The organism is Mesorhizobium sp. M3A.F.Ca.ET.080.04.2.1 (genome assembly GCF_003952525.1).
In the GTDB taxonomy this organism is placed as follows: Bacteria; Pseudomonadota; Alphaproteobacteria; order Rhizobiales; family Rhizobiaceae; genus Mesorhizobium.
Genome location: NZ_CP034451.1, coordinates 5,061,322 through 5,084,582, shown reverse-complemented (window position 1 = coordinate 5,084,582; position 23,261 = coordinate 5,061,322). Strand labels below are relative to the sequence as shown.

At 63.7% G+C, this 23,261-nt stretch carries 21 protein-coding genes; 14 read left to right on the top strand and 7 right to left on the bottom strand.

Annotation, left to right across the window (positions count from 1 at the left end; all coding sequences use genetic code 11):
- Positions 1-363: 363 nt before the first annotated feature.
- Positions 364-759: an acyl-CoA thioesterase gene (locus EJ074_RS24245; RefSeq protein ID WP_095806947.1), complete on the bottom strand. Its 396-nt coding sequence runs from the start codon at positions 757-759 to the stop codon at positions 364-366.
- 190 nt (positions 760-949) lie between these two features.
- Here EJ074_RS24245 and EJ074_RS24240 point away from each other — a divergent pair, with 190 nt between their 5' ends.
- From EJ074_RS24240 to EJ074_RS24230, 3 genes are read left to right on the top strand one after another with little or no spacing between them, the layout of a single operon-like run.
- The gene (locus EJ074_RS24240) at positions 950-2,566 is read left to right on the top strand and encodes a GMC family oxidoreductase N-terminal domain-containing protein (RefSeq protein WP_095806948.1); all 1,617 of its coding nucleotides are present in this window, start codon (positions 950-952) and stop codon (positions 2,564-2,566) included.
- Positions 2,563-3,774 carry a mandelate racemase/muconate lactonizing enzyme family protein gene (locus EJ074_RS24235; protein WP_129553840.1) on the top strand — a complete coding sequence of 404 codons (1,212 nt, stop codon included), beginning with the start codon at positions 2,563-2,565 and terminating at the stop codon, positions 3,772-3,774. Before EJ074_RS24240 ends, EJ074_RS24235 begins: the two co-directional genes overlap by 4 nt.
- Entirely contained in the window at positions 3,771-4,691 is a 921-nt protein-coding gene (locus tag EJ074_RS24230) for an NAD(P)-dependent oxidoreductase (RefSeq protein ID WP_095806950.1), read from the top strand. Before EJ074_RS24235 ends, EJ074_RS24230 begins: the two co-directional genes overlap by 4 nt.
- A gap of 71 nt (positions 4,692-4,762) precedes the next feature.
- On the opposite strand, the gene EJ074_RS24225 is transcribed toward EJ074_RS24230, so the two are convergent.
- Positions 4,763-5,701: a diacylglycerol kinase family protein gene (locus EJ074_RS24225; RefSeq protein ID WP_095806951.1), complete on the bottom strand. Its 939-nt coding sequence runs from the start codon at positions 5,699-5,701 to the stop codon at positions 4,763-4,765.
- 852 nt (positions 5,702-6,553) lie between these two features.
- Between EJ074_RS24225 and EJ074_RS24220 the strand changes: the two genes are divergently transcribed.
- From EJ074_RS24220 to EJ074_RS24210, 3 genes are all read left to right on the top strand, one after another.
- Positions 6,554-7,075 (top strand): hypothetical protein, encoded by a 522-nt coding sequence (locus EJ074_RS24220; RefSeq protein ID WP_095806952.1) that lies wholly within the window; start codon positions 6,554-6,556, stop codon positions 7,073-7,075.
- Positions 7,076-7,189: 114 nt separating this feature from the next.
- Positions 7,190-7,447, top strand: coding sequence for a SemiSWEET transporter (locus EJ074_RS24215; RefSeq protein ID WP_095806953.1), 258 nt, complete (start codon positions 7,190-7,192; stop codon positions 7,445-7,447).
- Between the two features lie 52 nt (positions 7,448-7,499).
- On the top strand, positions 7,500-7,994 hold the full coding sequence (locus tag EJ074_RS24210; RefSeq protein WP_095807040.1) for a DUF2314 domain-containing protein: 495 nt from the start codon (positions 7,500-7,502) through the stop codon (positions 7,992-7,994).
- Positions 7,995-8,003: 9 nt separating this feature from the next.
- Here EJ074_RS24210 and EJ074_RS24205 read toward each other — a convergent pair whose 3' ends face one another.
- Positions 8,004-8,975: a DUF3137 domain-containing protein gene (locus tag EJ074_RS24205; protein ID WP_129553839.1), complete on the bottom strand. Its 972-nt coding sequence runs from the start codon at positions 8,973-8,975 to the stop codon at positions 8,004-8,006.
- Positions 8,976-9,056: 81 nt separating this feature from the next.
- The gene (locus EJ074_RS24200) at positions 9,057-10,106 is read right to left on the bottom strand and encodes a CapA family protein (RefSeq protein ID WP_095806955.1); all 1,050 of its coding nucleotides are present in this window, start codon (positions 10,104-10,106) and stop codon (positions 9,057-9,059) included.
- A gap of 159 nt (positions 10,107-10,265) precedes the next feature.
- On the opposite strand from EJ074_RS24200, the gene EJ074_RS24195 reads away from it, so the two are divergent.
- The 5 genes from EJ074_RS24195 to EJ074_RS24175 all read left to right on the top strand — a co-directional run bounded on the left by EJ074_RS24195 (position 10,266) and on the right by EJ074_RS24175 (position 17,862).
- On the top strand, positions 10,266-11,519 hold the full coding sequence (locus EJ074_RS24195; RefSeq protein ID WP_095807041.1) for a hypothetical protein: 1,254 nt from the start codon (positions 10,266-10,268) through the stop codon (positions 11,517-11,519).
- Positions 11,520-11,637: 118 nt separating this feature from the next.
- A complete protein-coding gene (gene uvrB, locus EJ074_RS24190; RefSeq protein WP_095806956.1) occupies positions 11,638-14,820 on the top strand; it encodes an excinuclease ABC subunit UvrB in 3,183 nt (1,060 codons plus the stop codon).
- Between the two features lie 331 nt (positions 14,821-15,151).
- Entirely contained in the window at positions 15,152-16,678 is a 1,527-nt protein-coding gene (locus EJ074_RS24185) for an ABC-F family ATP-binding cassette domain-containing protein (RefSeq protein WP_095806957.1), read from the top strand.
- 239 nt (positions 16,679-16,917) lie between these two features.
- Entirely contained in the window at positions 16,918-17,334 is a 417-nt protein-coding gene (locus EJ074_RS24180; protein ID WP_095806958.1) for a glyoxalase/bleomycin resistance/extradiol dioxygenase family protein, read from the top strand.
- Positions 17,335-17,508: 174 nt separating this feature from the next.
- Positions 17,509-17,862 carry a DUF1428 family protein gene (locus EJ074_RS24175; protein ID WP_095806959.1) on the top strand — a complete coding sequence of 118 codons (354 nt, stop codon included), beginning with the start codon at positions 17,509-17,511 and terminating at the stop codon, positions 17,860-17,862.
- 97 nt (positions 17,863-17,959) lie between these two features.
- Here the strand turns inward: EJ074_RS24175 and EJ074_RS24170 are convergent, their stop codons facing one another.
- On the bottom strand, positions 17,960-19,582 hold the full coding sequence (locus EJ074_RS24170; protein WP_095806960.1) for a tetratricopeptide repeat-containing sulfotransferase family protein: 1,623 nt from the start codon (positions 19,580-19,582) through the stop codon (positions 17,960-17,962).
- 584 nt (positions 19,583-20,166) lie between these two features.
- On the opposite strand from EJ074_RS24170, the gene EJ074_RS24165 reads away from it, so the two are divergent.
- The 3 genes from EJ074_RS24165 (at position 20,167) to EJ074_RS24155 (ending at position 21,412) form a co-directional block, all read left to right on the top strand.
- Complete coding sequence (locus tag EJ074_RS24165; protein ID WP_006202520.1) at positions 20,167-20,379, top strand: cold-shock protein; 213 nt, start codon at positions 20,167-20,169, stop codon at positions 20,377-20,379.
- A gap of 226 nt (positions 20,380-20,605) precedes the next feature.
- Positions 20,606-20,818 carry a cold-shock protein gene (locus EJ074_RS24160; protein ID WP_095807042.1) on the top strand — a complete coding sequence of 71 codons (213 nt, stop codon included), beginning with the start codon at positions 20,606-20,608 and terminating at the stop codon, positions 20,816-20,818.
- 192 nt (positions 20,819-21,010) lie between these two features.
- Positions 21,011-21,412, top strand: coding sequence for a BA14K family protein (locus EJ074_RS24155; protein WP_095806961.1), 402 nt, complete (start codon positions 21,011-21,013; stop codon positions 21,410-21,412).
- A gap of 69 nt (positions 21,413-21,481) precedes the next feature.
- Here EJ074_RS24155 and EJ074_RS24150 read toward each other — a convergent pair whose 3' ends face one another.
- Both EJ074_RS24150 and EJ074_RS24145 read right to left on the bottom strand, forming a co-directional pair.
- A complete protein-coding gene (locus EJ074_RS24150) occupies positions 21,482-22,123 on the bottom strand; it encodes an MBL fold metallo-hydrolase (RefSeq protein WP_095806962.1) in 642 nt (213 codons plus the stop codon).
- 184 nt (positions 22,124-22,307) lie between these two features.
- Positions 22,308-23,201, bottom strand: coding sequence for a branched-chain amino acid aminotransferase (locus EJ074_RS24145; RefSeq protein ID WP_095806963.1), 894 nt, complete (start codon positions 23,199-23,201; stop codon positions 22,308-22,310).
- Positions 23,202-23,261: the final 60 nt, after the last annotated feature.

Here is a 23,261-nt window from a genome sequence, read left to right as displayed (position 1 = left end):
GGCCGGTCGATCGCAGAGTTCGCTGCTTGCTCGCCCCTGACACAATCGCTTGCCGCTCCTGCCGGTCCTCGCAAAATCGTCGCCGGGCAGATTGCACAGCTGCCCGCCGGCGTGCCAATGCCCCGGCCTCGGGAGACGCAGCCCATGTGGCCGTCGGCTTCCTTGATCTGCGTATAGGCAGTCGCTTCGAGCAGGCAAAACACTGCCGCAAGCGTCGCTGCGACCACGTTGTTCAGCGATAGTTGACGCACTGTCTTCCTGCCGTGCCAGGCGGTCATGGTCACGCAAATGTGCGATGCCGACTGTGAAGAGCATCACGCGGGCGTCGCCGATGCCGTTACCTGACCCGCAGGAATCTCGCGATCAGCTCTCAGCCGGAACCGGCTTCGGCTTGCCCTCACCGTCCAGCGCCACCATGACGAAGTCGGCATGGGTGACCATTTCCATCAGGTCGGAGAGATAACGCTGCGCCCAGGCCTCGACCTTGAGCGTCATCGAGGTGCGGCCCACGCGCTCGACATGGGTGTAGATGCAGAGCGTGTCGCCGATCTTCATCGGCTTGGCGAAGGACATTTCCTTCACTGCGGCCGTGACCACGCGGCCCTTGGCCCGTTCGGCCGCGCGGATGCCGCAGGCAAGATCCATCTGCGCCATAACCCAGCCGCCGAAAATGTCGCCGGCCGCGTTGGCGTCGGACGGCATGGCCAGCGTCCTCAGCGTCAGGTCGCCGAGCGGCTTTCCATCCGTATAGTGTACCATGCGAGGTCCTTCAGCCGCTGCTTTCCCGAAGCCGTAGCAATGCGGTTGCAATGTCGCAAGCTTTGCTGAAAGCGAAAAGCGCACCGCTCACTCGGTCGCTTTTTTCACAAGCCATGCCGGAAGCCACGGCGACGCCATAAGCCGGCAATGTCTAGGCTAGGCCCCGGATTTCGGAGCCCGCCCGCCCATCATGCAGACCTATGATTTCATCATCGTCGGCTCCGGCTCGGCCGGCTCGGTCCTTGCCGAAAGACTGTCGGCCTCGGGCCGCTTCTCGGTGCTGGTGCTGGAGGCCGGCGGAACCGATCGCAGGTTCTACGTCCAGATGCCGCTCGGCTACGGCAAGACCTTCTTCGATCCGGCCGTCAACTGGAACTACAAGGCCGAGCCCGACGCCGGTCTTGCCGGCAATACCGACCACTGGCCCCGCGGCAAGCTGCTCGGCGGTTCGAGCTCGATCAACGCCATGGTGTTCATCCGCGGCGCGCGCGAGGATTTCGACGCCTGGGCCGCCGCCGGCAATCCCGGTTGGAGCTATGACGACCTGCTCCCCGCCTTCAAGGCGCTGGAGGACAACGAAGCCGGCGCCGACCAGTGGCGTGGCGTCGGCGGTCCCTTGCACATCACCGATTGCTCGAGCGCGGTGCACCCGCTGACCAAGCGCTACCTGGCGGCGGCCCAGCAGGCCGGCCTGCCGCTCAATCCAGACTTCAACGGCGCCTCCCAGGAAGGCGTCGGCGTCTACCAGATCACAACCAGGAACGGCCGCCGCATGTCCGCAGCCCGCGCCTTCCTGCGTCCGGCGATGAAACGCGGCAACGTCCGCGTCGAGACCAACGCGCTGGCGACGAAAATCCTGTTCGAAGGCAGGCGCGCCGTCGGCATCGAGTACCAGCAGAACGGCGAGACGAGAACCGCGCGCGCCGGCCGCGAGGTCATTCTGTCGGGCGGTTCGATCAATTCACCGCAACTGTTGCAGCTTTCCGGCGTCGGTCCCTCGGCGCTGCTTGGCAGCCTGGATATCCCGGTTGTCCACGCCAACGAGAATGTCGGGGCGAACCTGCAGGACCATGTCGGCATCAACTACACCTTCAAGGGCAAGCTGCCGACGCTCAACCAGATCCTGCGCCCCTGGTGGGGCAAGCTCTTGGTCGGCATGCAATACATCCTGCTGCGCTCCGGCCCGCTGTCGCTGTCGATGAACAATGCCGGCGGCTTCTTCCGCACTGACCCGTCCTTGGCGCGCCCTAATATGCAGCTTTATTTCCAGGCCTTCTCCACGGTCATTCCGAAGAGCGGCGAGCGCCCGATCCTGACGCCCGATCCATGGCCGGGCTTTTCCATCGGCCTTTCCAACTGCCGCCCGTCGAGCCGCGGCGAGATCATGATCCGCTCGAAAAATCCGCGCGACTATCCACGGATCACGCCCAATGCCTATTCGACGAATGCCGATGTCGACGAGATGCTGGCGGCGGTGAAATTCGTGCGCAAGATCGCCTCGATGCCGGCAATGGCCGAGATCATCGAGGAAGAGGTTTTGCCTGGACCCTCAATCACTTCCGATGCCGATCTGATTCAGGATTTCAGGAAGCGTTCGGGCACCGTCTATCACCCCGTCTCGACCTGCCGCATGGGGCCGGACGCCGCGCGCGCCGTGGTCGATCCGCGGCTCCGAGTGCACGGGTTGAGCGGCCTGCGCGTCATTGACGCCTCGATCTTTCCCGACAACATCACCGGCAACACCAACGCCGCCTCGATCCTCACCGGATGGAAAGGCGCCGAGCTGGTTCTGGAGGATCAGAAATGAAGATCAGCGACGTCAAGACCTGGGTTGTCGGCAATCCGCCACCCGGCATCGGCGGCAAGTATTTCATCTTCGTCAAGCTCACCACCGATGGCGGCGTGGTCGGCTACGGCGAGGCCTACAACGCGACCTTCTCAGGCCATGTGACCGCCAGGATGATCGAGGACATGGCCGAGCGTTATCTGGTCGGCCGCGACCCGCACGACATCGAGAACCTCTTCCGCCGCGTCTATTCCTCCGGCTTCACCCAGCGCCCCGACGTGTCCGGCATGGGCTGCTTCTCGGCGCTCGAAATGGCCTGCTGGGACATCATCGGCAAGGAAGCGGACAAGCCTGTCTACAAGCTGCTCGGCGGCCGGGTGCACGAGACATTGCGCTCCTACACCTATCTCTATCCGCAAACCGGCAGCGTTCATTCCGAGGATGCGCGCGGCAAGAACGTCTACAACGATCCCGACATGGCCGCCGCCTGCGCGCTGGAATATGTCGAGCAGGGATTCAACGCCGTGAAGCTCGACCCAGCCGGCCCCTACACCGCTTTTGACGGGCACCAGCCGCGCCTTGTCGACATCGACCTCTCTGCGCGCATGGTCAAGGCGATCCGCGAGGCGGTGGGCACCAGGGCCGACATCCTGTTCGGCACGCATGGCCAGTTCACCGCTTCGGGCGCGCTGCGGCTCGCGCGCGCGATCGAACCTTACGATCCGCTGTGGTTCGAGGAGCCGGTGCCGCCTGACATGCCTGAAGTGATGGCGCAGGTCGCGCGCGGTACGTCGATCCCGATCGCCACCGGCGAGCGGCTGACGACGAAGTTCGAGTTCGCACGCATCATCGAGAACCGGGCCGCGACCATCCTGCAGCCGGACCTTGGCCGCTCCGGCGGCATCCTGGAGACCAAGAAGATCGCCGCCATGGCCGAGGCCTACCACATCCAGGTCGCGCCGCATTGCTATTGCGGGCCGATCGTCGGCGCCGCCAACATCCAGCTCGCGGTGACCTTGCCCAATTTCCTCATCCTGGAATCACTGAAGCAGTGGGACGGTTTTCACGCCACGCTGCTCAAGAAAAAGATTGAATGGCAGGACGGCAACGTCATCCCGTCGAAGGAGCCGGGTCTCGGGGTCGAGCTCAACGAGGCGGTCTGCGAGGCGCATCCCTATGACGGCAAAGACCTGCATCTGCAGATGATGCAGACGCCGCTGATGCCGTGACCGCGCGCCTCGCCTACGGCTTCATCGGCCTTGGCCATCTCGGCGGCAATCTCGCCGCCAGCCTGCTGCGCAACGGCTTTACCGTCACCGTCTTCGATCGCGAGCCAGCGGCGATAGAGCGTCTTGTTGCGCTCGGCGCCACGGCGGCGGTCAGTCCTGCCGAGGCCGCCTGTGCCGGCAATGCGATCACCTGCCTGCCCTCTCCAAGAGTGAGCGAGGCGGTGCTCGCCGGCCCCGACGGATTGCTTCAAGGCCTGCCCGCGGGCGGCACCTGGATCGAGATGTCGACCAACGGCCGCGACGAGATCCTGCGGCTGGCGGAACTGGCTTCGGCGAAGGGCATCGAAACGCTGGAATGTCCGGTCACCGGCGGCGTGCATCTGGCGGCGGCAGGAAGAATCACCGCGCTGGTCGGCGGCGATGCCGCGCTCTACGAGCGGCACCGGCCGGCGATCGAGGCAATGTGCGCGAAGTCCTTCCTGATGGGCCCGGTCGGCTCCGCGGCGGTGATCAAGGTCATCACCAACATGTTGGCCTTCATCCACCTCGTTGCCGCCGGCGAAGCGCTGATGCTGGCCAAGCAGGGCGGGCTCGATCTCGCGCAAGCCTACCACGCCATCGTCGCTTCCTCCGGCAACAGCTTCGTTCATGAGACCGAGAGCCAGTTGGTGCTGAACGGTTCCTACGACATCGGCTTCACCATGGAATTGGCGCTGAAGGATCTCGGCTTCGCGCTTGCCATGGGCAAGGATCTCGGCGTCCCGCTCGATCTCGCCGCTCGCGTCAACGCCATTTTCGAGCAGGGCAAGCGGACCTATGGCGGCGACGCCTGGTCGACGCAGATCGTCAAGCTGCTCGAGGATGCGGTCGGAACCGAGCTTCGCGCTCCGGGCTTTCCGGCCACGCTGCAGCCATAGCCGGCAAATTTTTTGCCAGCCATTTCAGCAAGCTAGCGGCGCTCGCGGAATCTGCCCGAGAGGGAGTTGATTCAACATCTCAGCGTCAGCGCCCCGGGCAGGATCTCGAAGGTTGCCGGGATCCGCCCCGGCGACTCGCCGTCTATGTCGACCAGGGCGCCGTTCTTCTCGGCATCGCCCACCGGTTCCACCAGCACCTTGCGGCCACGCAATATGGCGATCGCAGGATGGTTGCGATGACGGCCGCCATAGAGCAGGCGAATGTCCCGGATCAGCCCCAGCTTGTTCGCCGCCCGAACGATCACGATGTCGAACTCTCCGTCGGAGAGGTCGGCGTCCGGCGCGATCATCATGCCGCCGCCGAAGAACTTTCCGTTGGCTACCGCCACCAGCGCCATGCGCGCCTCGACCGCATCGCCGTCATCGATGGTGATCCTGACATTCTGAAAGCGGTAGCGCATGAACTCCAGCACCGTGCGCCAGAAGAACAGCGCCTTGGCTGAGACCCTGCCCTTGCGTTTGTCAGCGTTGACCGCGCGGTCCGTCGCGCCGGAGAGGCCGAGGCTGGCGATGTTGATGAAGTGGCGGCTGGCCAGCGCGCCGTGATCATCGATATAGCAGACGCGCCCGGCATCGACTTTTCGCGTGTCGGCCTCCGCAATGTGCTTCAGCGTGGCGTCGATGCCGCGCGGCAAGCCGAGCCCTCGCGCGAAATCGATCCCCGTGCCGCAGGGCAGGAGCGCGAGCGCGCTCGTGCGCCCGCTCTCCTGCTTGACCTGCAGCAGGCCGTCGGCAACCTCGCTGGCTGTGCCGTCGCCGCCTGCCGCGATCACCAGTTCGCAGCCATTGGCCGCGAGGTCGATCGCCAGCCGTTCCGCATCGCCGCTGGTCTGTGTCTCGCGCAGATCGAATTCGCCGAAATGCCTGTTGAGCGATGCAGCCGCCTCCGGCCAATGGTGTTTGAGCCTGCCGCCCCCGGCAATCGGATTGAGAACCACTCCGACCTTCAAACGCACCTCCCCGAAGCAGTGTCGCTCGAAACCGTACGGCGGTTTGGATCAGCGACATGCATCATCAAGAGCCTGGAGCGGCCCCGGCAATTCCTTTGCCGGCATTGAAACGCGGGCCGGCTGGGAGGGCAAGGCTCCAGTGTCCAGGGGCCGCAGAATAACGAGAGCAGGCTGGCCAAGCGGTTCGGAGCTTGAGTCGGTGGACTTGTTCACGATGGTCCCCGATAATCCCGCTATCCACAGCTTCGCGGGCATTCCGCAAGGCCCTTACCCGGCGTACATTCAACCCATCTCAGGCGGCTACCTGACGCCCCGCCGAAAGGCAAAGCGCAAGGCGGATTTCCTGAGGCCCGTATGGCCCTGATCAAGAGCAGGTTCGCCTGTTGGAGGGATGGATGCATACGGGGCCGCGGAAAGCGTGCGAACGCCGACGGCGGACCGATGCTGCCATGAAGGCGGTGAAACCTTCGATGGCGCGCTGAGCGAAGCTCGCGAGAGTGGAGTTCGGCGTGGTCTGGAACGGGCGCCGCCCTGGGTGGCGACTGGCAGGGCCGTCAAAATCAAGGCTGGCCTGGCGCGACATCTTTCGGGAGTTGCTGCCGAGACCGGATCCTGATCTGACAGGGAGGCGCTGGGAGAGATCCCAGCGCCGACTGTCTTTCGGTCCTGCCCGGTCCGTGATCTCTCGCTGTTTCACGCCCTGCATCCTTAGCGGTTGGGCTGCTGCCGATGCTATCGTGCAACAGTCGGAGGCCGAGCACCGCGCCGTCATGCACAATTCATAATCGCGGCCAAATCCCGCCTTGTTCGACGGCCATTGATCGTCGCGAAGGAATCCGAAGGGACAGGACCGTGATCAAGACCGCCCTTGTCGCAATGACCATTGTCGGTTGCGACTGCGACGCCAAGCTCTGCGAATTTATTGGCGAGACGCCAGCCAAATGGGCGACGATCGCCGACTGCGAGGCGGCGATGAAGAGCCAGATGCTGCACCAGCGCAACTTCGGTTATCCGCTGGTTTCGGGCATCTGCCGCACCAAGGGCTCGGCATCGTCCTCCGAACTCGCCGCGAAAGCATCGGGACCGGAGCTGAAGCCGGTCGACAGCACCGTCGAGACCACCGCTCCATTGCCGCCAGAACTCAGCCATCGCCCAAGCGTGCCCCTCGGAGCGACGGTGACGGCCAGCGAGACCGAAGCCGCGCGACCGGTTGCCTTCGAGGCTGCGCTCGACGGCGGCAGCGCCGTGCTCTACCGCACCAAAGCCGGCTACGCAGTGGTCAAGACCGATCTCGGTCGCGCCGCCTCGGCGACGGTAGACATGGCGAAGCGCTCGGCGAACTGGCTGGCCGGGCTGCTGCCGAGTGGGCTATAGGCGCCTAGAACCAACGAACCCTTCGTTGGTCCAGCCGAACGAAGTCCTTTCCAGGACTCGCCCGCTCTGGCATATGCTGCGCAGCACAATCGTGCTTATCGAAAGTTTCCCGCTTTGCATCCCGCAATTGAATTCATCGGTGCGCTGGCCGCGCTCATCACCACGCTTGGCTGGATTCCGCAGGTCGCCAAGGTCGCACGCGAGCGGCGGGCGGGCGACATTTCGCTCTTTGCCACCGGCTCCATCGCCACCGGCGTCTTCCTGTGGACGCTATACGGCGTGATGATTGCGTCGTGGCCGGTCATTCTGGCCAACGGCATCACCTTCCTGTTCGTGATCGCCATCATTGGCATGAAGCTTCGCTTCGGTTGAAAATTCCGGCTCGATGCTGGATGATCCGCGCATCCGGGAGGGGGACCGTTTCATGAGATTTGCCGTTCGTGCCGTACTGTGCCTGCTGTGGGTGTTTGCCTCGCAGCCGGCCGGGGCGCAGGCCACCGATGCGAGTGACGATCACGTCACAATCTTTGCCCCCGGCGATCCGGAAATGGCGGCGGCCACGCAAAAGGCGCTTGCCAGCCTGGACGAGTTCCTGGCCCTCGCCGACGCGCCGCCGCCGGGCACCTCGCGCTTCAAGCTGAAGGTCAAGATCAAGGACGGCAACGTCACCGAACATTTCTGGGTCGTGCCCTTCCGCCGCACCGAAACCGGCTTCGTCGGAATCTTGTCGAACCAGCCCGCCGAGGTCCACACCGTGGTGCTCGGCCAGATCATTGAATTCACCAGGAATGACATCTCCGACTGGGGATACACAAAGGCGGGCCACCAGGTCGGCAGCTTCACCGTCTGCGTGATGCTCAAGAGGATGTCGGAAGACGAGGCGGACTATATGCGCAGCAAATTCGGCTTCGACTGCTGAACTGGCGCTTTATCCGATCTGCTCGTCCCGCGCTCCGATCTTGCGCACCAGCGCTGCCGTCGCCAGCATCGTGCCGAGGTCGGCAATCATCGGCGCGACATGCGTGTTGTAGTCGATCGGCATCGAAATATCCGGCAGTTCGAAAAAGTTCTTGGCTCGCGGCATCAACAGGAAGCCGTCGCTGCCGTTCAGCGCCACTCTCGCCTGATCCTGCGGCGAGGTCTCGACAAGCCAGGTCAGGGCCTGCGCCAGTCGCCCTGTGACCAGAGGCCGTGCCGCTTCGACATTGTCGGTGCGGAACTCGTAGACATCGTCGAGTTCAGGCACGCCGCAGGTCAATTCCTGCAGTCTGTTCGAGAATATGCCGCGGAAGAAACCGACCACCCTGTTGGCCTTGCGCGCCGCCACCAGCATGCCCGGGAATGGCTCGATGGTTTCGAAGGCGACGACAACGCCCTTGAAGACCGTCCTTTCGCTCTTGCCGGATCCTTCCGACAGCCTTGCCTCGAAAAGCTCAAACGGAAAATTTTCGTAGCGCCCCGATATAGTGTCGTCGAAGCTCTGCCGGTTGAAGGCGCCGACCGTCTCGCGCGGCAGCCTGTCGAAGGAGTTCGGCCGCGCACCGTGCTGGTAGCGCACCTCCCGCACGAAGCCGAAGATCATCGGCAGGAGCGTGTCGCGGAAGGACTGCTGCAGCCGCGTTGCCGGCTTCATCGCCTGGAAATAGAGCAGCATCGCCGCTACGAACCCGCCGAAATAGAGAAAAACATGCGGAGTCGAGAACCATCGCTCGTTGGGATCGGCTAGCTTGCTGAAAAGCCAGGCGACAACGCCGATAAAGAGGACGAGCAGGCCGAGGAACAGCGGCACCCGCCAGCGGACCTGCCGGTAGGCCGTGGCCCGCTTCGCCTCATAGGCCTCGATGTCGCGCCTGATGCCGGCGATGACCGCCTCGCTCGGCATGAAATCCGCTGCTTCCATGGCTTCCCCCCAACCGCTGCCGGACAACGGCCATCATAGCGGCTTTTCACGCGAAAATCGCCATGCCTGGCGGATCTGCATTCAAGACCGCGGGCCTGGAAAGATCACGCCAAGGCGCGTTTCGGCTTTGCGTTTCAAGTCCCCCTTCAGCCCTTCCAGCGCAACCAGCCTTTCATCGTCGCCGGCGCGGAGACGCATGAAGAAATGCATGCGGTAGGCGGCGATTGCACCGCGCGTTCCGGCATCGGCGCTGATGTCGACGACCAGGATCGAGCCGATGCGACCCGGCCATGGCTGCCTGGCAAAGGCGGTGCCGAGGAAATCGCCCAGGCCGTAGGCCACCAGACTGCGGCCGATCCGTTCGATCGGCTGCACGACATGGGCGTGATGACCGGCGATCAGGCCGACGCCATGCCCCGCCAGCCGTCTAGCCAGTTCCCGCTCGCCTAGCCGGGGAAAGTGACGGAACTCCCAGCCCCAGTGCGGCACCGCACACACAAGGTCGAGTTCCGCGAGCGCTTCGCGCGGCCATTCAGCCGGGTCGCTCGCCATCGAAACTCGACCCTGGAATGCCTCTTCCCCGGCATTGCGCCAGAGCGTGAAGGCCGCGAAGCCGATCGACAGCGGCCCAGCCGCGAGGCGCTGGACTTGTCCGCCCGCGACGGTGCCGATGGTGCGGATGCCCAGCCTGTCGAGCGCCGCAACCGTCTCTTCGAAGCCGACGACTCCCTGGTCGAGCGCGTGGTTGTTGGCGAGCGACAAGACCAGCTTGTCACGGGCGATCCCAGCAGCCGCAACCGCATCAGCCAGGAAGCGTTCGGTCATTGCGTGGCGGGCTCCGAGCCTGGTGCCCAGGACCGCTCGTGGCCGCTCGACGATCGGGCTCTCGCAATTGCCGATAACCAGATCTGCTGAAGCGAGCAGCGCCGAGATCATCGGATCGAATTCCGGCGTGCCGCTGTTGGCCACCGCCGAAATGTCGCCAATGAAAGCAAGCCTTACCCTTTGCACTGGCGGCGGATCGATCAGCATTGCGGACGAGACTGCGAACCCATGCCTGTCGCCGCCAAGCGACGGCTTCAGGAAACGCGGCAGCCAGGACAGCTTGTAGGAAAGCGGATAGTTCGACACGCGATGCCCATTCGTTTGCCTTGTGTAGACGGTTCCTCCGAGCGGTTGAAGCGGTCCCACGGGCAGGCGTTCGGTTAACACCAGGCGCAGATCCACCTCCCGACAGGCATCAACGGCCAAACAGGTGTATGTTGGCTGCGTTGTGAATGGAGAATGACGATGACGCGCACGGTCGGCCTGGTGGTTGTCGCCTTGTTTTTTTCCTTGCCGATCTCCTCGGTCGCTGCGGAAATGCCGGGGGCCGCCAAAACACTGTTCGAGGCGAAGACCGTTTCCGAGCGGAACTCCGCTCTTTCCGCGCTGGAGGCTGCAGCTCCTGGCAGTCCGGCATCGGCCTATGCCGCCGGCGCCGGCGAATTCTTCACCGCCCTGGAAATCCTGGCGAGTGGCCTTCACCGCCACGGTTTCGAGAGCCCGCAGTCCTTCATGCTGCCGCTGATGCGGCTTCCGGTGCCGGACAATCCCAACCCGCAGCCGCTGACTTATGAACAATTCCGCGCCATCCTGGCTGCCTTCCGCGACCGGCTGGAGAAATCCGCCGCTACGCTCGGCTCCGTGCCCGGCGATGCCGACATAGGCATGGTGGTCGACCTCACGCGCGTCGGCATCGATCTCGACGAGGACGGCAACATCGCACCGGATGAGAGTGCCGCAGCGATCATGGCTGCCCTGTCGCGCGGCGGCACACCGGATTCTGCCGTCCCTTCACTCACTTTCCGGTTCGACCGCGCCGACGGCTACTGGCTTCAGGGCTACGCCGAGTTCCTGATGGCCCAGGCCGATTTTTGGTTGGCGCATGACTTCCGCAATGCCTTCGACGGCTCCTTCCACATGCTCTTCCCGCGCGCGCGACTGCCGCTGCAGGATTCGCTCGTGCCGCTGGACGGTGGCATGAGCGGCAACATCTTCTCGTCGGAATGGCGCTTCGCTGACTTCATCTCGCTGGTGCATCTCGTCAACTGGCCGGTGATCGAGCCGGAGCGTCGGCAAGCAGCGCGTCGCCATCTCCTGGAGATGATCCGGCTTTCGCGCGAGGACTGGAAAGCCATCCGCGCTGAAACGGACAATGACCGCGAATGGCTGCCGGGTCCGCAGCAGAAGGGCCTCAATCCTCTCACCGGCCTCGAGGTCGGCGAGGAGCAGTTGCAGGCATGGCTCGCCACTTTAACTTTGGCCGAGGACCTTCTGGAAGGTCGCGTGCTGCTGCCGCATTTCCGCATCGCCGGCAAAGGCATCAACATGAAGCGGTTCTTCGACGAGCCGAAACCCTTCGACCTCGTTCTGTCGATCACCGGCCCAGCCATCGCGCCTTATCTCGAGAGCGGCAAGATCCTCACCAGCGACGACTTCGATCAGATACAGCATGAGTTCGGCGGCGCCGGCTTCCTGACTTTCGCGCTGTGGTTCAATTGAAGGTGGCGTAGCTGCTCGACACCACTCCTGACAGCCCTCTGTCAGCAGCGTCGGTGCCGGTAGCTTGCCTCACCACTCCGCTCTTTCCATTTCGGGCGAGTCCTCCCATATTCCGCCCATGGCCAAACTCCCCGACAAGAAAACGCCGTCCCAGGCGCCGGACGATCATGGCACGCCGAAGCGGCGCAGCCCACTGACCGAATTCCTCGACGCCGCCGAACCGTTGGAACGTGGCGGCTTTTCCGAAGCACCTCAGGCCGAGTTCGCGGGCGCGCCGCTGACCGGCTCGATCGCCGATTGGGCCGGGCAGATCGAGCGCGAGGCGGAAAAACAGCCGAAGGCGAAAACGCCCAAGAAGATCCCCGAACGCTCCGCTGCCCCCGGGCGCACCGCGCGCGGCACTTCGATGGGCGGCGCCGCCTCCGCGAAGGAACGCGCGGCCGCCGGCCTCAACCCGGTCGCCGGGCTCGATATCAGCCTGGAGGACGCCGAGCAGGTTTCGTCCAGCGGCGTCACCGCCACGGTCGCCGCCCTTTCGGCGCTGATCGAATCCGGCAACCCGCTGCACAAGGACGGCCAGCTCTGGACGCCGCACCGGCCGGCCCGGCCGGAAAAGTCCGAGGGCGGCATCGCCATCAAGATGGTTTCGGACTTCGAGCCGGCCGGCGACCAGCCGACCGCGATCAAGGACCTTGTCGAGGGCGTCGACCAGAACGACCGCACCCAGGTGCTGCTCGGCGTCACCGGCTCCGGCAAGACGTTCACCATGGCCAAGGTGATCGAGGAGACGCAGCGCCCCGCGCTGATCCTGGCGCCCAACAAGACACTGGCCGCGCAGCTCTACGCCGAGTTCAAGAAGTTCTTTCCCGAGAACGCGGTCGAGTATTTCGTCTCCTATTACGACTACTACCAGCCGGAGGCCTACGTTCCGCGCACCGACACCTACATCGAGAAGGAATCTTCGATCAACGAGCAGATCGACCGCATGCGCCACTCGGCGACGCGCTCGCTGCTGGAACGCGACGACGTCATCATCGTCGCCTCGGTCTCCTGCATTTACGGTATCGGCTCGGTCGAGACCTATACGGCGATGACCTTCCAGATGCAGATCGGTGACAGGCTCGACCAGCGCGCCCTGCTCGCCGACCTTGTCGCCCAGCAATACAAGCGACAGGACATTAACTTCGTGCGCGGCTCCTTCCGCGTGCGCGGCGACACGATCGAGATTTTTCCAGCCCACCTCGAGGACCGCGCCTGGCGCATCTCGATGTTCGGCGACGAGATCGAGGCGATCACCGAGTTCGATCCGCTGACCGGCCAGAAGACCGGTGAGCTGAAGAGCGTCAAGATCTACGCCAACTCGCACTATGTGACGCCGCGCCCGACCTTGAATCAGGCTATCAAGTCGATCAAGCAGGAACTGCAACATCGCCTGCAAGAGCTTGAAAAGGCAGGGCGTCTATTGGAAGCGCAGCGGTTGGAGCAGCGCACGCGCTTCGACCTCGAAATGTTGGAAGCGACCGGTTCCTGCGCCGGCATCGAGAACTATTCGCGCTATCTCACCGGCCGCCAGCCGGGCGAGCCGCCGCCGACATTGTTCGAATATGTGCCGGACAACGCACTGATCTTCATCGACGAAAGTCACGTCACCGTGCCGCAGATCGGCGGCATGTATCGCGGCGACTTTCGCCGCAAGGCGACGCTGGCCGAGTACGGCTTCCGGCTGCCCTCCTGCATGGACAATCGCCCGCTGCGCTTCGAGGAATGGGACGCCATGCGCCCGCTCTCGGTCGCGGTCTCGGCGACGCCCGGCGGCTGGGAGCTCGACCAGTCCGGCGGCGTCTTCGCCGAGCAGGTCATCCGCCCGACTGGACTGATCGACCCGCCGGTCGAGGTGCGTCCGGCCAAGACCCAGGTCGACGATGTCGTCGGCGAAATCCGCGACACCACCGGGCAGGGTTATCGCACGCTGGTCACGGTCCTCACCAAGCGCATGGCCGAGGACCTTACCGAATATCTGCATGAGAACGGCATCCGCGTCCGCTACATGCACTCGGACATCGACACGCTGGAGCGTATCGAGATCCTGCGCGACCTGCGCCTCGGCGCCTTCGACGTGCTGGTCGGCATCAACCTTTTGCGCGAAGGCCTAGACATCCCCGAATGCGGCTTCGTCGCCATCCTCGACGCCGACAAGGAAGGGTTCCTGCGCTCGGAAACCTCGCTGATCCAGACCATCGGCCGCGCCGCCCGCAACGTCGATGGCAAGGTCATCCTTTACGCCGACCAGATCACCGGCTCGATGGAGCGCGCGATGGCGGAGACCAACCGTCGCCGCGAGAAGCAGATGGAGTGGAACGCCGCCAACGGCATCACGCCGGAATCGGTCAAGTCGCGCATCGCCGACATCCTCGACTCGGTCTACGAGAAGGACCATGTGCGCGCGGACATCTCGCAGTTCACCGACGATGCCGGCGCGATGGTCGGCAACAACCTCAAGACCCATCTCGAGGCGCTCGACAAGCAAATGCGTGATGCCGCCGCCAATCTCGACTTCGAGAAGGCGGCCCGCATCCGCGACGAGATCAAGCGGCTTCGCGAGATGGAACTTGCCATCTCCGACGACCCGCTGGCGCGCGAGGTGGAGGGCCAAAGTCCCGCCTCGGGCCGTGAGAAGGGCAAGCACAACAAGGGCGTTGCCAAACACCGTACGGCCGAAGAACAGGAGCGTTTCCGCAGGCTCGACGAAGCACGCGCCGCCGAAGAGGCGGCGAAGGCTGCCCGGCCCAACATGTTTCGCAAGCCGCATCTCGACGAGATGGGCGCCGATGGCGCAATGCCGGTGAAGAAGCCGCTCTTCGCCAAGCCCTCGATCGACGACATGGGGCCTGGCACCGACATGCCGACGCCGGCGGGCGCGGTGTCGCGCTCGTTGTTCAAGAAGCAGTCGGCCGCCGAGGCGCACGGCTCCGACTTCGGCATTCCCGGTGACCCCAGCAAATCGCTGTTCAAGAAGAACTCACTCGACGAGATGACCGTGCGCCGCACGGAAAAGCCCGTCGAGGGAAAGGTCCCGGCGAATCCCCAGCCGATTTCCCCCCAAATCGGGAAGATGTCCGGTTCACCTTCCGGAGCTGCAGCGCAGCCGCAGCGAAGGACGGGCAGGACAGAGGGAGGCGCGAAAGAACGCGACGACAAACCAATTGTCCGTCAGCGCGTCGGCATCGGCTCTCACGAGGATCCGGCCGACGAGCGTCGACAGAAACGCCGGCCCGGCAAGACGGGGCGCCCAGGGCACTGACAGCGTCTTCACCTTCTCTCCTTGGGGAGCTATGACCCGGCCAGTTCCCGGCCGACATGGCCCTTGCCATTCGCCCCTTCCCGGTATACCCAACCTCCTAACTCGAACGTCTGGAAAGGAGGGCTGCGTGTCTATCGATCACCACCGTCAGCGCGGCCCTGTCTGTGCCCTGCGAGCTTGCTTGCAGGGCTGACCAGGACGGTCCGGGATTTTCCCCGCTTCGATTTTTGGTCTGCCCTTCGTGGTGCCGCCGAGTTTGGCCTGATGGCCTGCCGGCACACCGTCAAAGTGCATCAACCGGAGTTTCTCCGGGCAGACCAGAGAAATCGACATGGCCCTGATCAGCCTTAGATCGCTCGGCGTCACTATGAGTGCGCCGCTCTTTTCCAACCTCGACCTCACCATCGGCTCCGGCGACCGGCTCGGCATCGTCGCCGCCAATGGCCGTGGCAAGACCACCCTGCTGAAATGTCTGGCCGGCGAGGTCGAAGCCACCGCCGGCGACATCACCAGGTCGAGAGGCCTGCGCGTCGGCCGCGTTGAGCAGTCCGTGCCCGGCGCGCTGTTCGACCGCAGCTTCCATCAGGTCGTCGCCGGTGCCTTGCCGCCGGAGCAGCCCGACAGCGAACTCTGGCGCGTCGACGTGGTGCTGGATTCACTCGGCGTGCCCGAGGAAATGCGCGGCCGGCCGATGCGGGCCTTGAGCGGCGGTTGGCAGCGGCTGGCGCTGATCGCCCGCGCCTGGGTCACCGATCCGGACGTGCTCTTGCTCGACGAGCCGACCAATCATCTCGACCTTGCCAGGATCAGTCAGCTGGAAGGCTGGCTCAACGCTTTGCCGCGCGAGGTGCCGGTGATCGTCGCCAGCCACGATCGCGCCTTCCTCGACGCCACCACCAAGCGCACACTGTTCCTGCGCCCGGAACAATCGCCGGTGTTCCCCCTGCCCTATTCTCGCGCCAAACATGCGCTCGACGAGCTCGACGCCTCGACGGCGCGCAGGTTCAAGCGCGACATGAAGATCGCCCGGCAATTGCGTCGCCAGGCCGCCAAGCTCAACAACATAGGTATCAATTCCGGCAGCGACCTGCTGACAGTGAAGACAAAACAGCTCAAGGAACGCGCCGAGAAGCTGGAAGATGCAGCCACCCCGGCACATCGCGAGCGCTCGGCCGGCGCGATCAGATTGGCGAACCGCGGCACCCACGCCAAAGTGCTTATCACACTCGACGATGCGGCGGTAGAAATGCCTGACGGCACGCTGTTGTTCAGGACGGGCAAACGCCACATCTGCCAGGACGACCGCATCGTGCTGCTCGGCCGCAACGGCGTCGGCAAATCGCGCTTCATCGCCATGATCCGCAACGCCATCGTCGAGCCCGGAGCAGTGCAGAACATCAAAGTGACGCCATCGACGGTGCTCGGTTACAGCGACCAGGCACTGTCGAGCATCGGCGACGCCGACACGCCGCTGGCAATGCTTTCGCGAACCTTCGACGTCGGCGAGCAACGCGCCCGTTCGCTTCTTGCCGGCGCCGGAGTCGCCGTCGAGATGCAGGAGCGCAAGATCGGCGCGCTATCTGGAGGGCAGAAGGCGCGGCTGATGATGCTGGCGCTCAGGCTCACCGACCCAAACTTCTACCTGCTCGACGAGCCGACCAACCACCTCGACATCGACGGCCAGGAAGCGCTGGAACAAGAATTGCTGAAGCATCAGGCAAGCTGTCTGCTCGCCTCTCACGACCGTTCCTTTATCCGCGCCGTCGGCAACCGCTTCTGGCTGATTGACAAACGGCGGCTGATGGAAATCGACAGCCCGGAGGCGTTCTTCCGCTCCGTAGCTGAAACGCCCAGTTGAGCGAGCGGCCGGCACTCCGGCGGGCCTAGCCACTTCTCCAGCCCTCGCGGCGCGACAATTGCGCTCTTATTGGAGCCTGCCGATGCAAGTTCGTTTTGCGCCTTTCGGTCTAACGAACCGTTGTTGCCCGGCTCATCCAGCGCAGGCCTTCTAAAAATTCCTCGCGACCGTGTAGGATAGGTGTCGCCTCGTCCGTCCTATGGTCGCAACGCCAATCAACCGAGAAGAGGACCCCGCAGATGACTGACCAGACCCCACCCCGGGCGAAAGTGCTTGGCGGATTGACCCCCTATTTGCAGGTCGACGGCGCCATCAAGGCCGCCGAATTCTACAAGAAGGCCTTCGGCGCGGAGGAGGTGTTTGCCTATCCGCCGGACGAACAAGGCCGCACCATGCATATCCATCTCCACGTCAACGGCTCGACGCTGATGCTGGGCGACGCCTATCCCGAGCACGGCCATCCGCATCAGGCGGCGCAGGGCTACACGCTGCAGCTCCATCTCGGCAGCGACGACATCGACGCCTGGTGGAAGCGCGCGGTCGACGCCGGCTGCGAAGTCGTCACGCCGCTCCAGGTGATGTTCTGGGGCGACCGTTGGGGCCAGGTGAAGGACCCCTTCGGCGTCGCCTGGGCGATGAATGCGCCGGTGAAGTAAACTCGGCTTGTCTGCCTCTGCCCAGTTTGAGAGGCCGGATCGCCCTGAATAGCCCTTCGCAATTCGGCTGGCAATCCGTGTGAGAGGTAGCGGCGCATCTTGCAATCCTCGTTCGACCTCGCATCGCCTTCTCTCAAGAACCTGAGAAGGTTGGTCGCTAAGAAAGGAACCCCAATGTCCTATGTCGATGGCTTCGTGCTTGCCGTGCCAAAGGCAAATCTCGAGCAATACAAGAAGATGGCTGAAAAGGCCGGCGCCGTCTGGAAGGAACACGGCGCGCTCGCCTATGTCGAATGCACCGGCGACGACGTGCCCTACGGCGAACTCACCTCGTTTCCGCGCGCCGTGCAGGCCAAGGAGGATGAGATCGTTATCTTCGCCTGGGTCGTCTATGCATCCAGGCAGAACCGCGACGCTGTGATGGCCAAGGTGATGGCCGACGAGCGCTTGAAGGCGGACTGGGCGACGATGCCCTTCGACGGCAAGCGCATGATCTTCGGCGGCTTTCAGCCGTTCATCGAGCTGTAGGCGCGAGACAACGCCAGCGTCGGCAGATCACAATCCTTTGCGATTGGCCGAGATGCTCGTCGAAGCCGAGAGGCGTCGGCCGAACGGCGACGAGTGACTAGCTCAGCCTGTCCAGCAGCGGCTTCAGCCGGTCGCCGTAGCGCTTCCACAGGTCGACGGAGCCCTGATACATCGGCTGGCGCACCTGCGCCGCCGATGCCGTTCGCACCGCACGGTCGGTCTCGTGGAACGACAGCACCTTGTCGTCCCAGGGCAGGCCGAGATGGGCCATCAGCGCCCGCGTCTGCGCTTCCTGGTCGGCGACGAAATCCTCATAGCGCACATCGTGCACGACACCGGACAGCACCTTGTGCCAATGCGCCATGATGTCGGTGTAGAGGTTGTGGAAGTCGGCAAGCTCGGCGAGATCGTAGCCATAACGATGGCTGTCGCCGCGGAAATGCACCTTGAAGATCGAGAGACACGTGGCCGCCGCGTCGCGCGCGCAATGCACGATCTTCGCCTTCGGCAGCATCATATGCAGGAAGCCGACCAGCAGGAAGTTGCCCGGCATCTTGTCGGTGACATGACGGAAGCCCGGATAGCGGGTGTGCAGCATGTCGAGATAGGCCTGCCCGGCTTCGGCAAAAGCCGTGTCCGGCATGTCGGCGATTCCCGACGGAAAGCCGCCCGGCATGCTCATCGGGAACTGCTTGCCGACGACCGTCTTCAGGATGCTGAGCTCGCCGGCGCCAAACACCTGCGGATGGCTGGCGATGATCTGCTCGACCAGCGTCGTGCCGGAACGCGGCATGCCGACCACGAAAATCGGCGCGTCGTCGGAGATGTCGCTCGGCCGGTGCTTGTCGAAGAAGGCCTTGTCGAACACCGCCTTCATCGCCTCGAACTCATCGCGCGTCCTGGCCGGATCGTAGTCGATGCCCTTGCGGCGAATGGCGTTGCCCTCGGCGAAATAGTCGAAGGCGCGGCCGTAGTCCTTCAGATCGTCATTGGCCTTACCGAGGCCGAAGGAGAGCTGCATGCGCGCGAGGCTGTCCTGCGGCGCCTTGCTATGCTGGGCCTCCATGCCGGCAAGCTCGCCATCGCGCTCCGTCTGGCGCTTGACTTGCGTCAGCAAAAGCCAGGCCTTCGCCATCGCGGGAGCGATCGCCACCGCCTGGCGGGCAAGATCGGCAGCCTCGGAGAGCTTGCCCTTCTCCATCATGGCCACGCCAAGCCCGTAGAGCAGTTCCGCATCCTTGGGCCGGATCGACAGCGACTCGCGGAACAGGGCGATCGCGTCGTCCAGCCGCCCGGCTTCCTGCAGTGTTTCCGCAAGGCCGATACGGGCGCGGACATGGAACGGGTTGCGGCCGATGGTGCCGCGATAGATCTCCTCGGCCGCCTCGAACTGGCCGAGTTGTTTCAGCGACGAGCCGAGATTGTCGCGCGCGGCAAGCTGGTCCGGACGGATGTCCACCGCGCCGCGGAAGAAATCGACGGCGGCAGCGACACGACCGAGGTCGCGCATGACGGTCCCCATATTGTTGAGGAAGTCCGCATTCCTGGGCTGCAGCGTCACCGACTGCTCTATGAGGTCGAGCCCCTCCTCGCTTCGGCCGGTCTGATGCAGCAGCAATCCGAGGAAGTGCAGCGCTGCGGCGTGGTCCGGCTTCTGTCCCAGCACCTGCCGGTAAAGCGACTCGGCTTCCTGCCGGCGCCCGGCCTGATGCAGTTGCAGCGCTCTCTGCGCATAAGGATCGAGCGGGCTTGCCGAACCGGCTTTGCCACTCGCGCCCGCCGCTCTTCTCTGATCTCTGTTAATGGGAAACCTGCCGTGTTTGTCCGCCCGCCGAACTAAGCCATGCGGGCCGGAGATTCAAGACTGGCCTGACGTATGAGCCTGCACGGCACGCCGATCCTCGTCGTTCCGACATCGGTTGCAACTCCAGTTTGCACGTTTGGCGCCGCGGAAAATCAAAGCGCCAGGAGGGCTATACTGACCTATGCTTGAGCGTGCGCTGACCCCAGATATGAGGTCTATTCGAGAGGCAGCGTCAGGCGTGCCGGGGGCCGCCCGCGAAGGTTGTCTTGCCACTATCACGTTTCCGTGTAATAAATTTCGTGTTCGGGCATTTGCGACCCGGAGAGCGGCACGTTTTGGACGACCTTTCCCCGATAGTGTGAATCTCTGACGGCCCCGTATTTCGGCGGGGGGTTTGACCATGCGCAAATGCATGACTGCCGAAGCAACCACCAGGACTTGCCCAAGGCGCAAGGCAGCGGGCAGACCACAACACTGATACGGGTGAAGGAGTTTCCCCAATGGCCCAGACCGGCACCGTAAAGTTCTTCAACGCCACCAAAGGCTTCGGCTTCATCACGCCCGACGGCGGCGCCAAGGACGTGTTCGTCCACATCTCGGCGATCGAGGCTTCGGGTTTGCGCACCCTCGTCGATGGCCAGAAGGTCACCTTCGACGTCGAGCCGGACCGCATGGGCAAGGGCCCGAAGGCGGTCAATCTGCGCGCTGCCTGATTGTCCGCCGGCCCGCGATCAAGGGCCCGGCACGATCGTGAACCGGCTTCAGTGCCGGGCTGAATTTCGAAGGCGCGGCGGTTCCGTCGCGCCTTTTTCGCGGCCGCAAAATCCCGCCCGAGGGAGCGAAAACTTTCTCTTGCCGATAGCGCTAAAATAAAGGACAAATTTCCTCTCGGGCATTTGCCGGCCCGAGACTGACTTGATGGGATCAAAGGAGTTTCCCATGCCGCAGACCGGCACCGTCAAATTCTTCAACCATGCCAAAGGCTTCGGCTTCATCACGCCGGATGATGGCGCGAAGGATGTCTTCGTCCACATTTCGGCTGTGCAGGCGTCGGGTCTTCCCGGTCTTGAGGATGGGCAGAAAGTGACATTCGACACCGAGCCGGACAAGCGCGGCAAGGGTCCGAAGGCCGTCAATCTGTCGATCAGCTAACCCGGCTCAGGACAGATCGGACGGAGGTTGATGAGGCGGGTACGCTCTCGCCCGGGTAAGATTTTGCCCAAGCCGCGAAGTTGTCCAGCCGAATTCCGTTCAGCCTCCGTTCAGCCACGGTCTTCTATTAATCTTTGCTAAAGCCGGTCCGCATCCCCGAACATACCCGGGCCGGCGCGAAGGAGACCGAAAATGAACCGAATTCTCAAGACCGCCATTTTGACCGCGGGCATTGCCGCAACCACCTTGGCCACCTTCTCCGCGGCCAATGCGGATGACTGGCGTTGGCATCGTCACCACCATGGTGATGCGCTCGCGGCCGGCGTCGTCGGCCTGGCGGCAGGCGCCTTGATCGGCAGCGCGCTCAGCAATCCCGGGCCGAGATATTATGATCCAGCCTATGATGATGGCTATTATGTCGACCCGCCGGTCCGCCGCTACTATGCGCCGCGCGTGGTCTATGCCGACCGCTATGCCGAACCGTGGACCCGTGCCTGGTACGAGTATTGCTCGGACCGTTACCGCACCTTCAATTCGCGCACCGGTACCTTTACCGGCAATGACGGCGAGCAGCATTTCTGCGTCGCCAACTAAACATTTAAGTTCCCTGCCCCAGCAAAGGCGCCGCCATTGAGCGGCGCTTTTCTTTGCCGGTTACGCAGATCAGATGAGAAACGGATTGGTCCGTCGCTCCTCACCGAAGCGGCCGCCCGGCCCGTGGCCGCAGATGAAGCCGATATCGTCGCCGAGCGGCAGCAGCTTGTCCTTGATCGAGGCGATCAGCGCGGCGTGATCGCCGCCCGGCAGATCGGTGCGGCCGATCGAGCCGCTGAACAGCACGTCGCCGACATGGGCGAACCTAGCCACGCGGTTGTAATAGACGACATGGCCGGGCGCATGGCCCGGGCAGTGCAGCACCTCGAACACATGCTCGCCGAACGACACCATGTCGCCTTCGCTGAGGAAACGGTCCGGCACGCAGTTGCGCACCGGGTCGGTAAGGCCGAAGCGCCTGGCCTGGTTTTCGAGATTGGCAAGCAGCGGCCGGTCGGCCTCGTGCGGTCCGATGATGTCGAGGCCGAGCGCATCCTTCAGGTCCATCGCGCCGCCGGCGTGATCGATATGGCCATGTGTGATCCAGATCGCCCCGGCGGTGATGGCATTGTCCTTGAGCACCGCCAGTATCTTGTCGACATCGCCGCCGGGATCGACGACGACGCCGGCCTTGTCGTCCATGTCGAACAGGATGGTGCAATTCTGCTGGAAGGGCGTGACCGGCACTATGCCGGCGTTGAGCTGACCCATGGCTTTCCTTTCCAAGTCTGGCTGGAGCGCCTCAGCTCTGCACAGAATCGCTGAGCCGCTCTAAGTGTTTGTTTTTGCACAATTCCGGACGGAAACCGCTACGCACCATTCCTGGAATTCTCTAGTGAAAACAAACAGGGGCGGCTCGAAAACCGCCCCGTTGCGTCAGAACCTGCGACTGTTTCTATTCTGCGGCGATCGCGTGCTTTGGTTGCACGGCAGCGGAATAGTCGTTCATCAATGTCTTGGCGATCTCGCCGACCTCGAATCGGTATGGGCCGATTTCGGAGACCGGAGTGACTTCGGCAGCAGTGCCGGTGAGGAAGCACTGCTCAAAACCCTCGAGTTCGTCCGGCATGATCGCGCGTTCGATCACTTCCACACCCCGGTCCTTGGCAAGCCCGATCACCGTGCGGCGGGTGATGCCGTCAAGGAAGCAGTCGGGCGTCGGCGTGTGTATCTTGCCGTCCTTGACGAAGAAGATGTTGGCGCCCGTCGCTTCCGCGACCTGGCCGCGCCAGTCGAGCATCATGGCGTCGGCATAGCCCTTGGCTTCCGCCGCATGCTTGGACAGGGTGCAGATCATGTAGAGGCCGGCGGCCTTCGACTTGGAGGGCGCGGTGCGCGGATCGGGCCGGCGCCATTCGGCGATGTCGAGACGGATGCCCTTGAGCTTCTGCGCCGGATCGAAATAGCTCGGCCACTGCCAGATGGCGATGGCGCAGTTGATGCGGTTGTTCTGCGCCGAGACGCCCATCTGCTCGCTGCCGCGCCAGGCGATCGGGCGCACATAGGCGTCCTGGAAACCCTGCTTCTTCAGAAGCGTGCGGCAGGCCTCGTCGATCTCGGCCACCGAATAGGGAATCTTGAAGCCGAGCAGGCGCGCCGACTCGTGCAGCCGCTCATTGTGCTCGGTCAGCTTGAAGATCTGGCCGCCATAGGCGCGCTCGCCCTCGAAGACGGCGCTGGCATAATGCAGGCCATGGGTCAGCACGTGGATCTTGGCGTCGGTCCATTTGACGAACTCGCCGTTCATCCAGATAAAGCCGTCCAGTTGATCGAAGGGAACGGATGCCATGGGAACCTCCCGCGGGCGCGGCCCGCATATCATTGTGTCGTTCAGCGTTTCGTGTCAGCC

What these genes read in the sequence shown, in the direction of transcription:
- EJ074_RS24245 (WP_095806947.1), bottom strand. Translation starts at nt 759, where the DNA reads ATGGTACACTATACGGATGGAAAGCCGCTCGGCGACCTGACGCTGAGG.
- EJ074_RS24240 (WP_095806948.1), top strand. Translation starts at nt 950, where the DNA reads ATGCAGACCTATGATTTCATCATCGTCGGCTCCGGCTCGGCCGGCTCG.
- EJ074_RS24235 (WP_129553840.1), top strand. Translation starts at nt 2,563, where the DNA reads ATGAAGATCAGCGACGTCAAGACCTGGGTTGTCGGCAATCCGCCACCC.
- EJ074_RS24210 (WP_095807040.1), top strand. Translation starts at nt 7,500, where the DNA reads ATGAGATTTGCCGTTCGTGCCGTACTGTGCCTGCTGTGGGTGTTTGCC.
- EJ074_RS24205 (WP_129553839.1), bottom strand. Translation starts at nt 8,975, where the DNA reads ATGGAAGCAGCGGATTTCATGCCGAGCGAGGCGGTCATCGCCGGCATC.
- EJ074_RS24195 (WP_095807041.1), top strand. Translation starts at nt 10,266, where the DNA reads ATGACGCGCACGGTCGGCCTGGTGGTTGTCGCCTTGTTTTTTTCCTTG.
- uvrB (WP_095806956.1), top strand. Translation starts at nt 11,638, where the DNA reads ATGGCCAAACTCCCCGACAAGAAAACGCCGTCCCAGGCGCCGGACGAT.
- EJ074_RS24185 (WP_095806957.1), top strand. Translation starts at nt 15,152, where the DNA reads ATGGCCCTGATCAGCCTTAGATCGCTCGGCGTCACTATGAGTGCGCCG.
- EJ074_RS24180 (WP_095806958.1), top strand. Translation starts at nt 16,918, where the DNA reads ATGACTGACCAGACCCCACCCCGGGCGAAAGTGCTTGGCGGATTGACC.
- EJ074_RS24175 (WP_095806959.1), top strand. Translation starts at nt 17,509, where the DNA reads ATGTCCTATGTCGATGGCTTCGTGCTTGCCGTGCCAAAGGCAAATCTC.
- EJ074_RS24165 (WP_006202520.1), top strand. Translation starts at nt 20,167, where the DNA reads ATGGCCCAGACCGGCACCGTAAAGTTCTTCAACGCCACCAAAGGCTTC.
- EJ074_RS24160 (WP_095807042.1), top strand. Translation starts at nt 20,606, where the DNA reads ATGCCGCAGACCGGCACCGTCAAATTCTTCAACCATGCCAAAGGCTTC.
- EJ074_RS24155 (WP_095806961.1), top strand. Translation starts at nt 21,011, where the DNA reads ATGAACCGAATTCTCAAGACCGCCATTTTGACCGCGGGCATTGCCGCA.
- EJ074_RS24150 (WP_095806962.1), bottom strand. Translation starts at nt 22,123, where the DNA reads ATGGGTCAGCTCAACGCCGGCATAGTGCCGGTCACGCCCTTCCAGCAG.
- EJ074_RS24145 (WP_095806963.1), bottom strand. Translation starts at nt 23,201, where the DNA reads ATGGCATCCGTTCCCTTCGATCAACTGGACGGCTTTATCTGGATGAAC.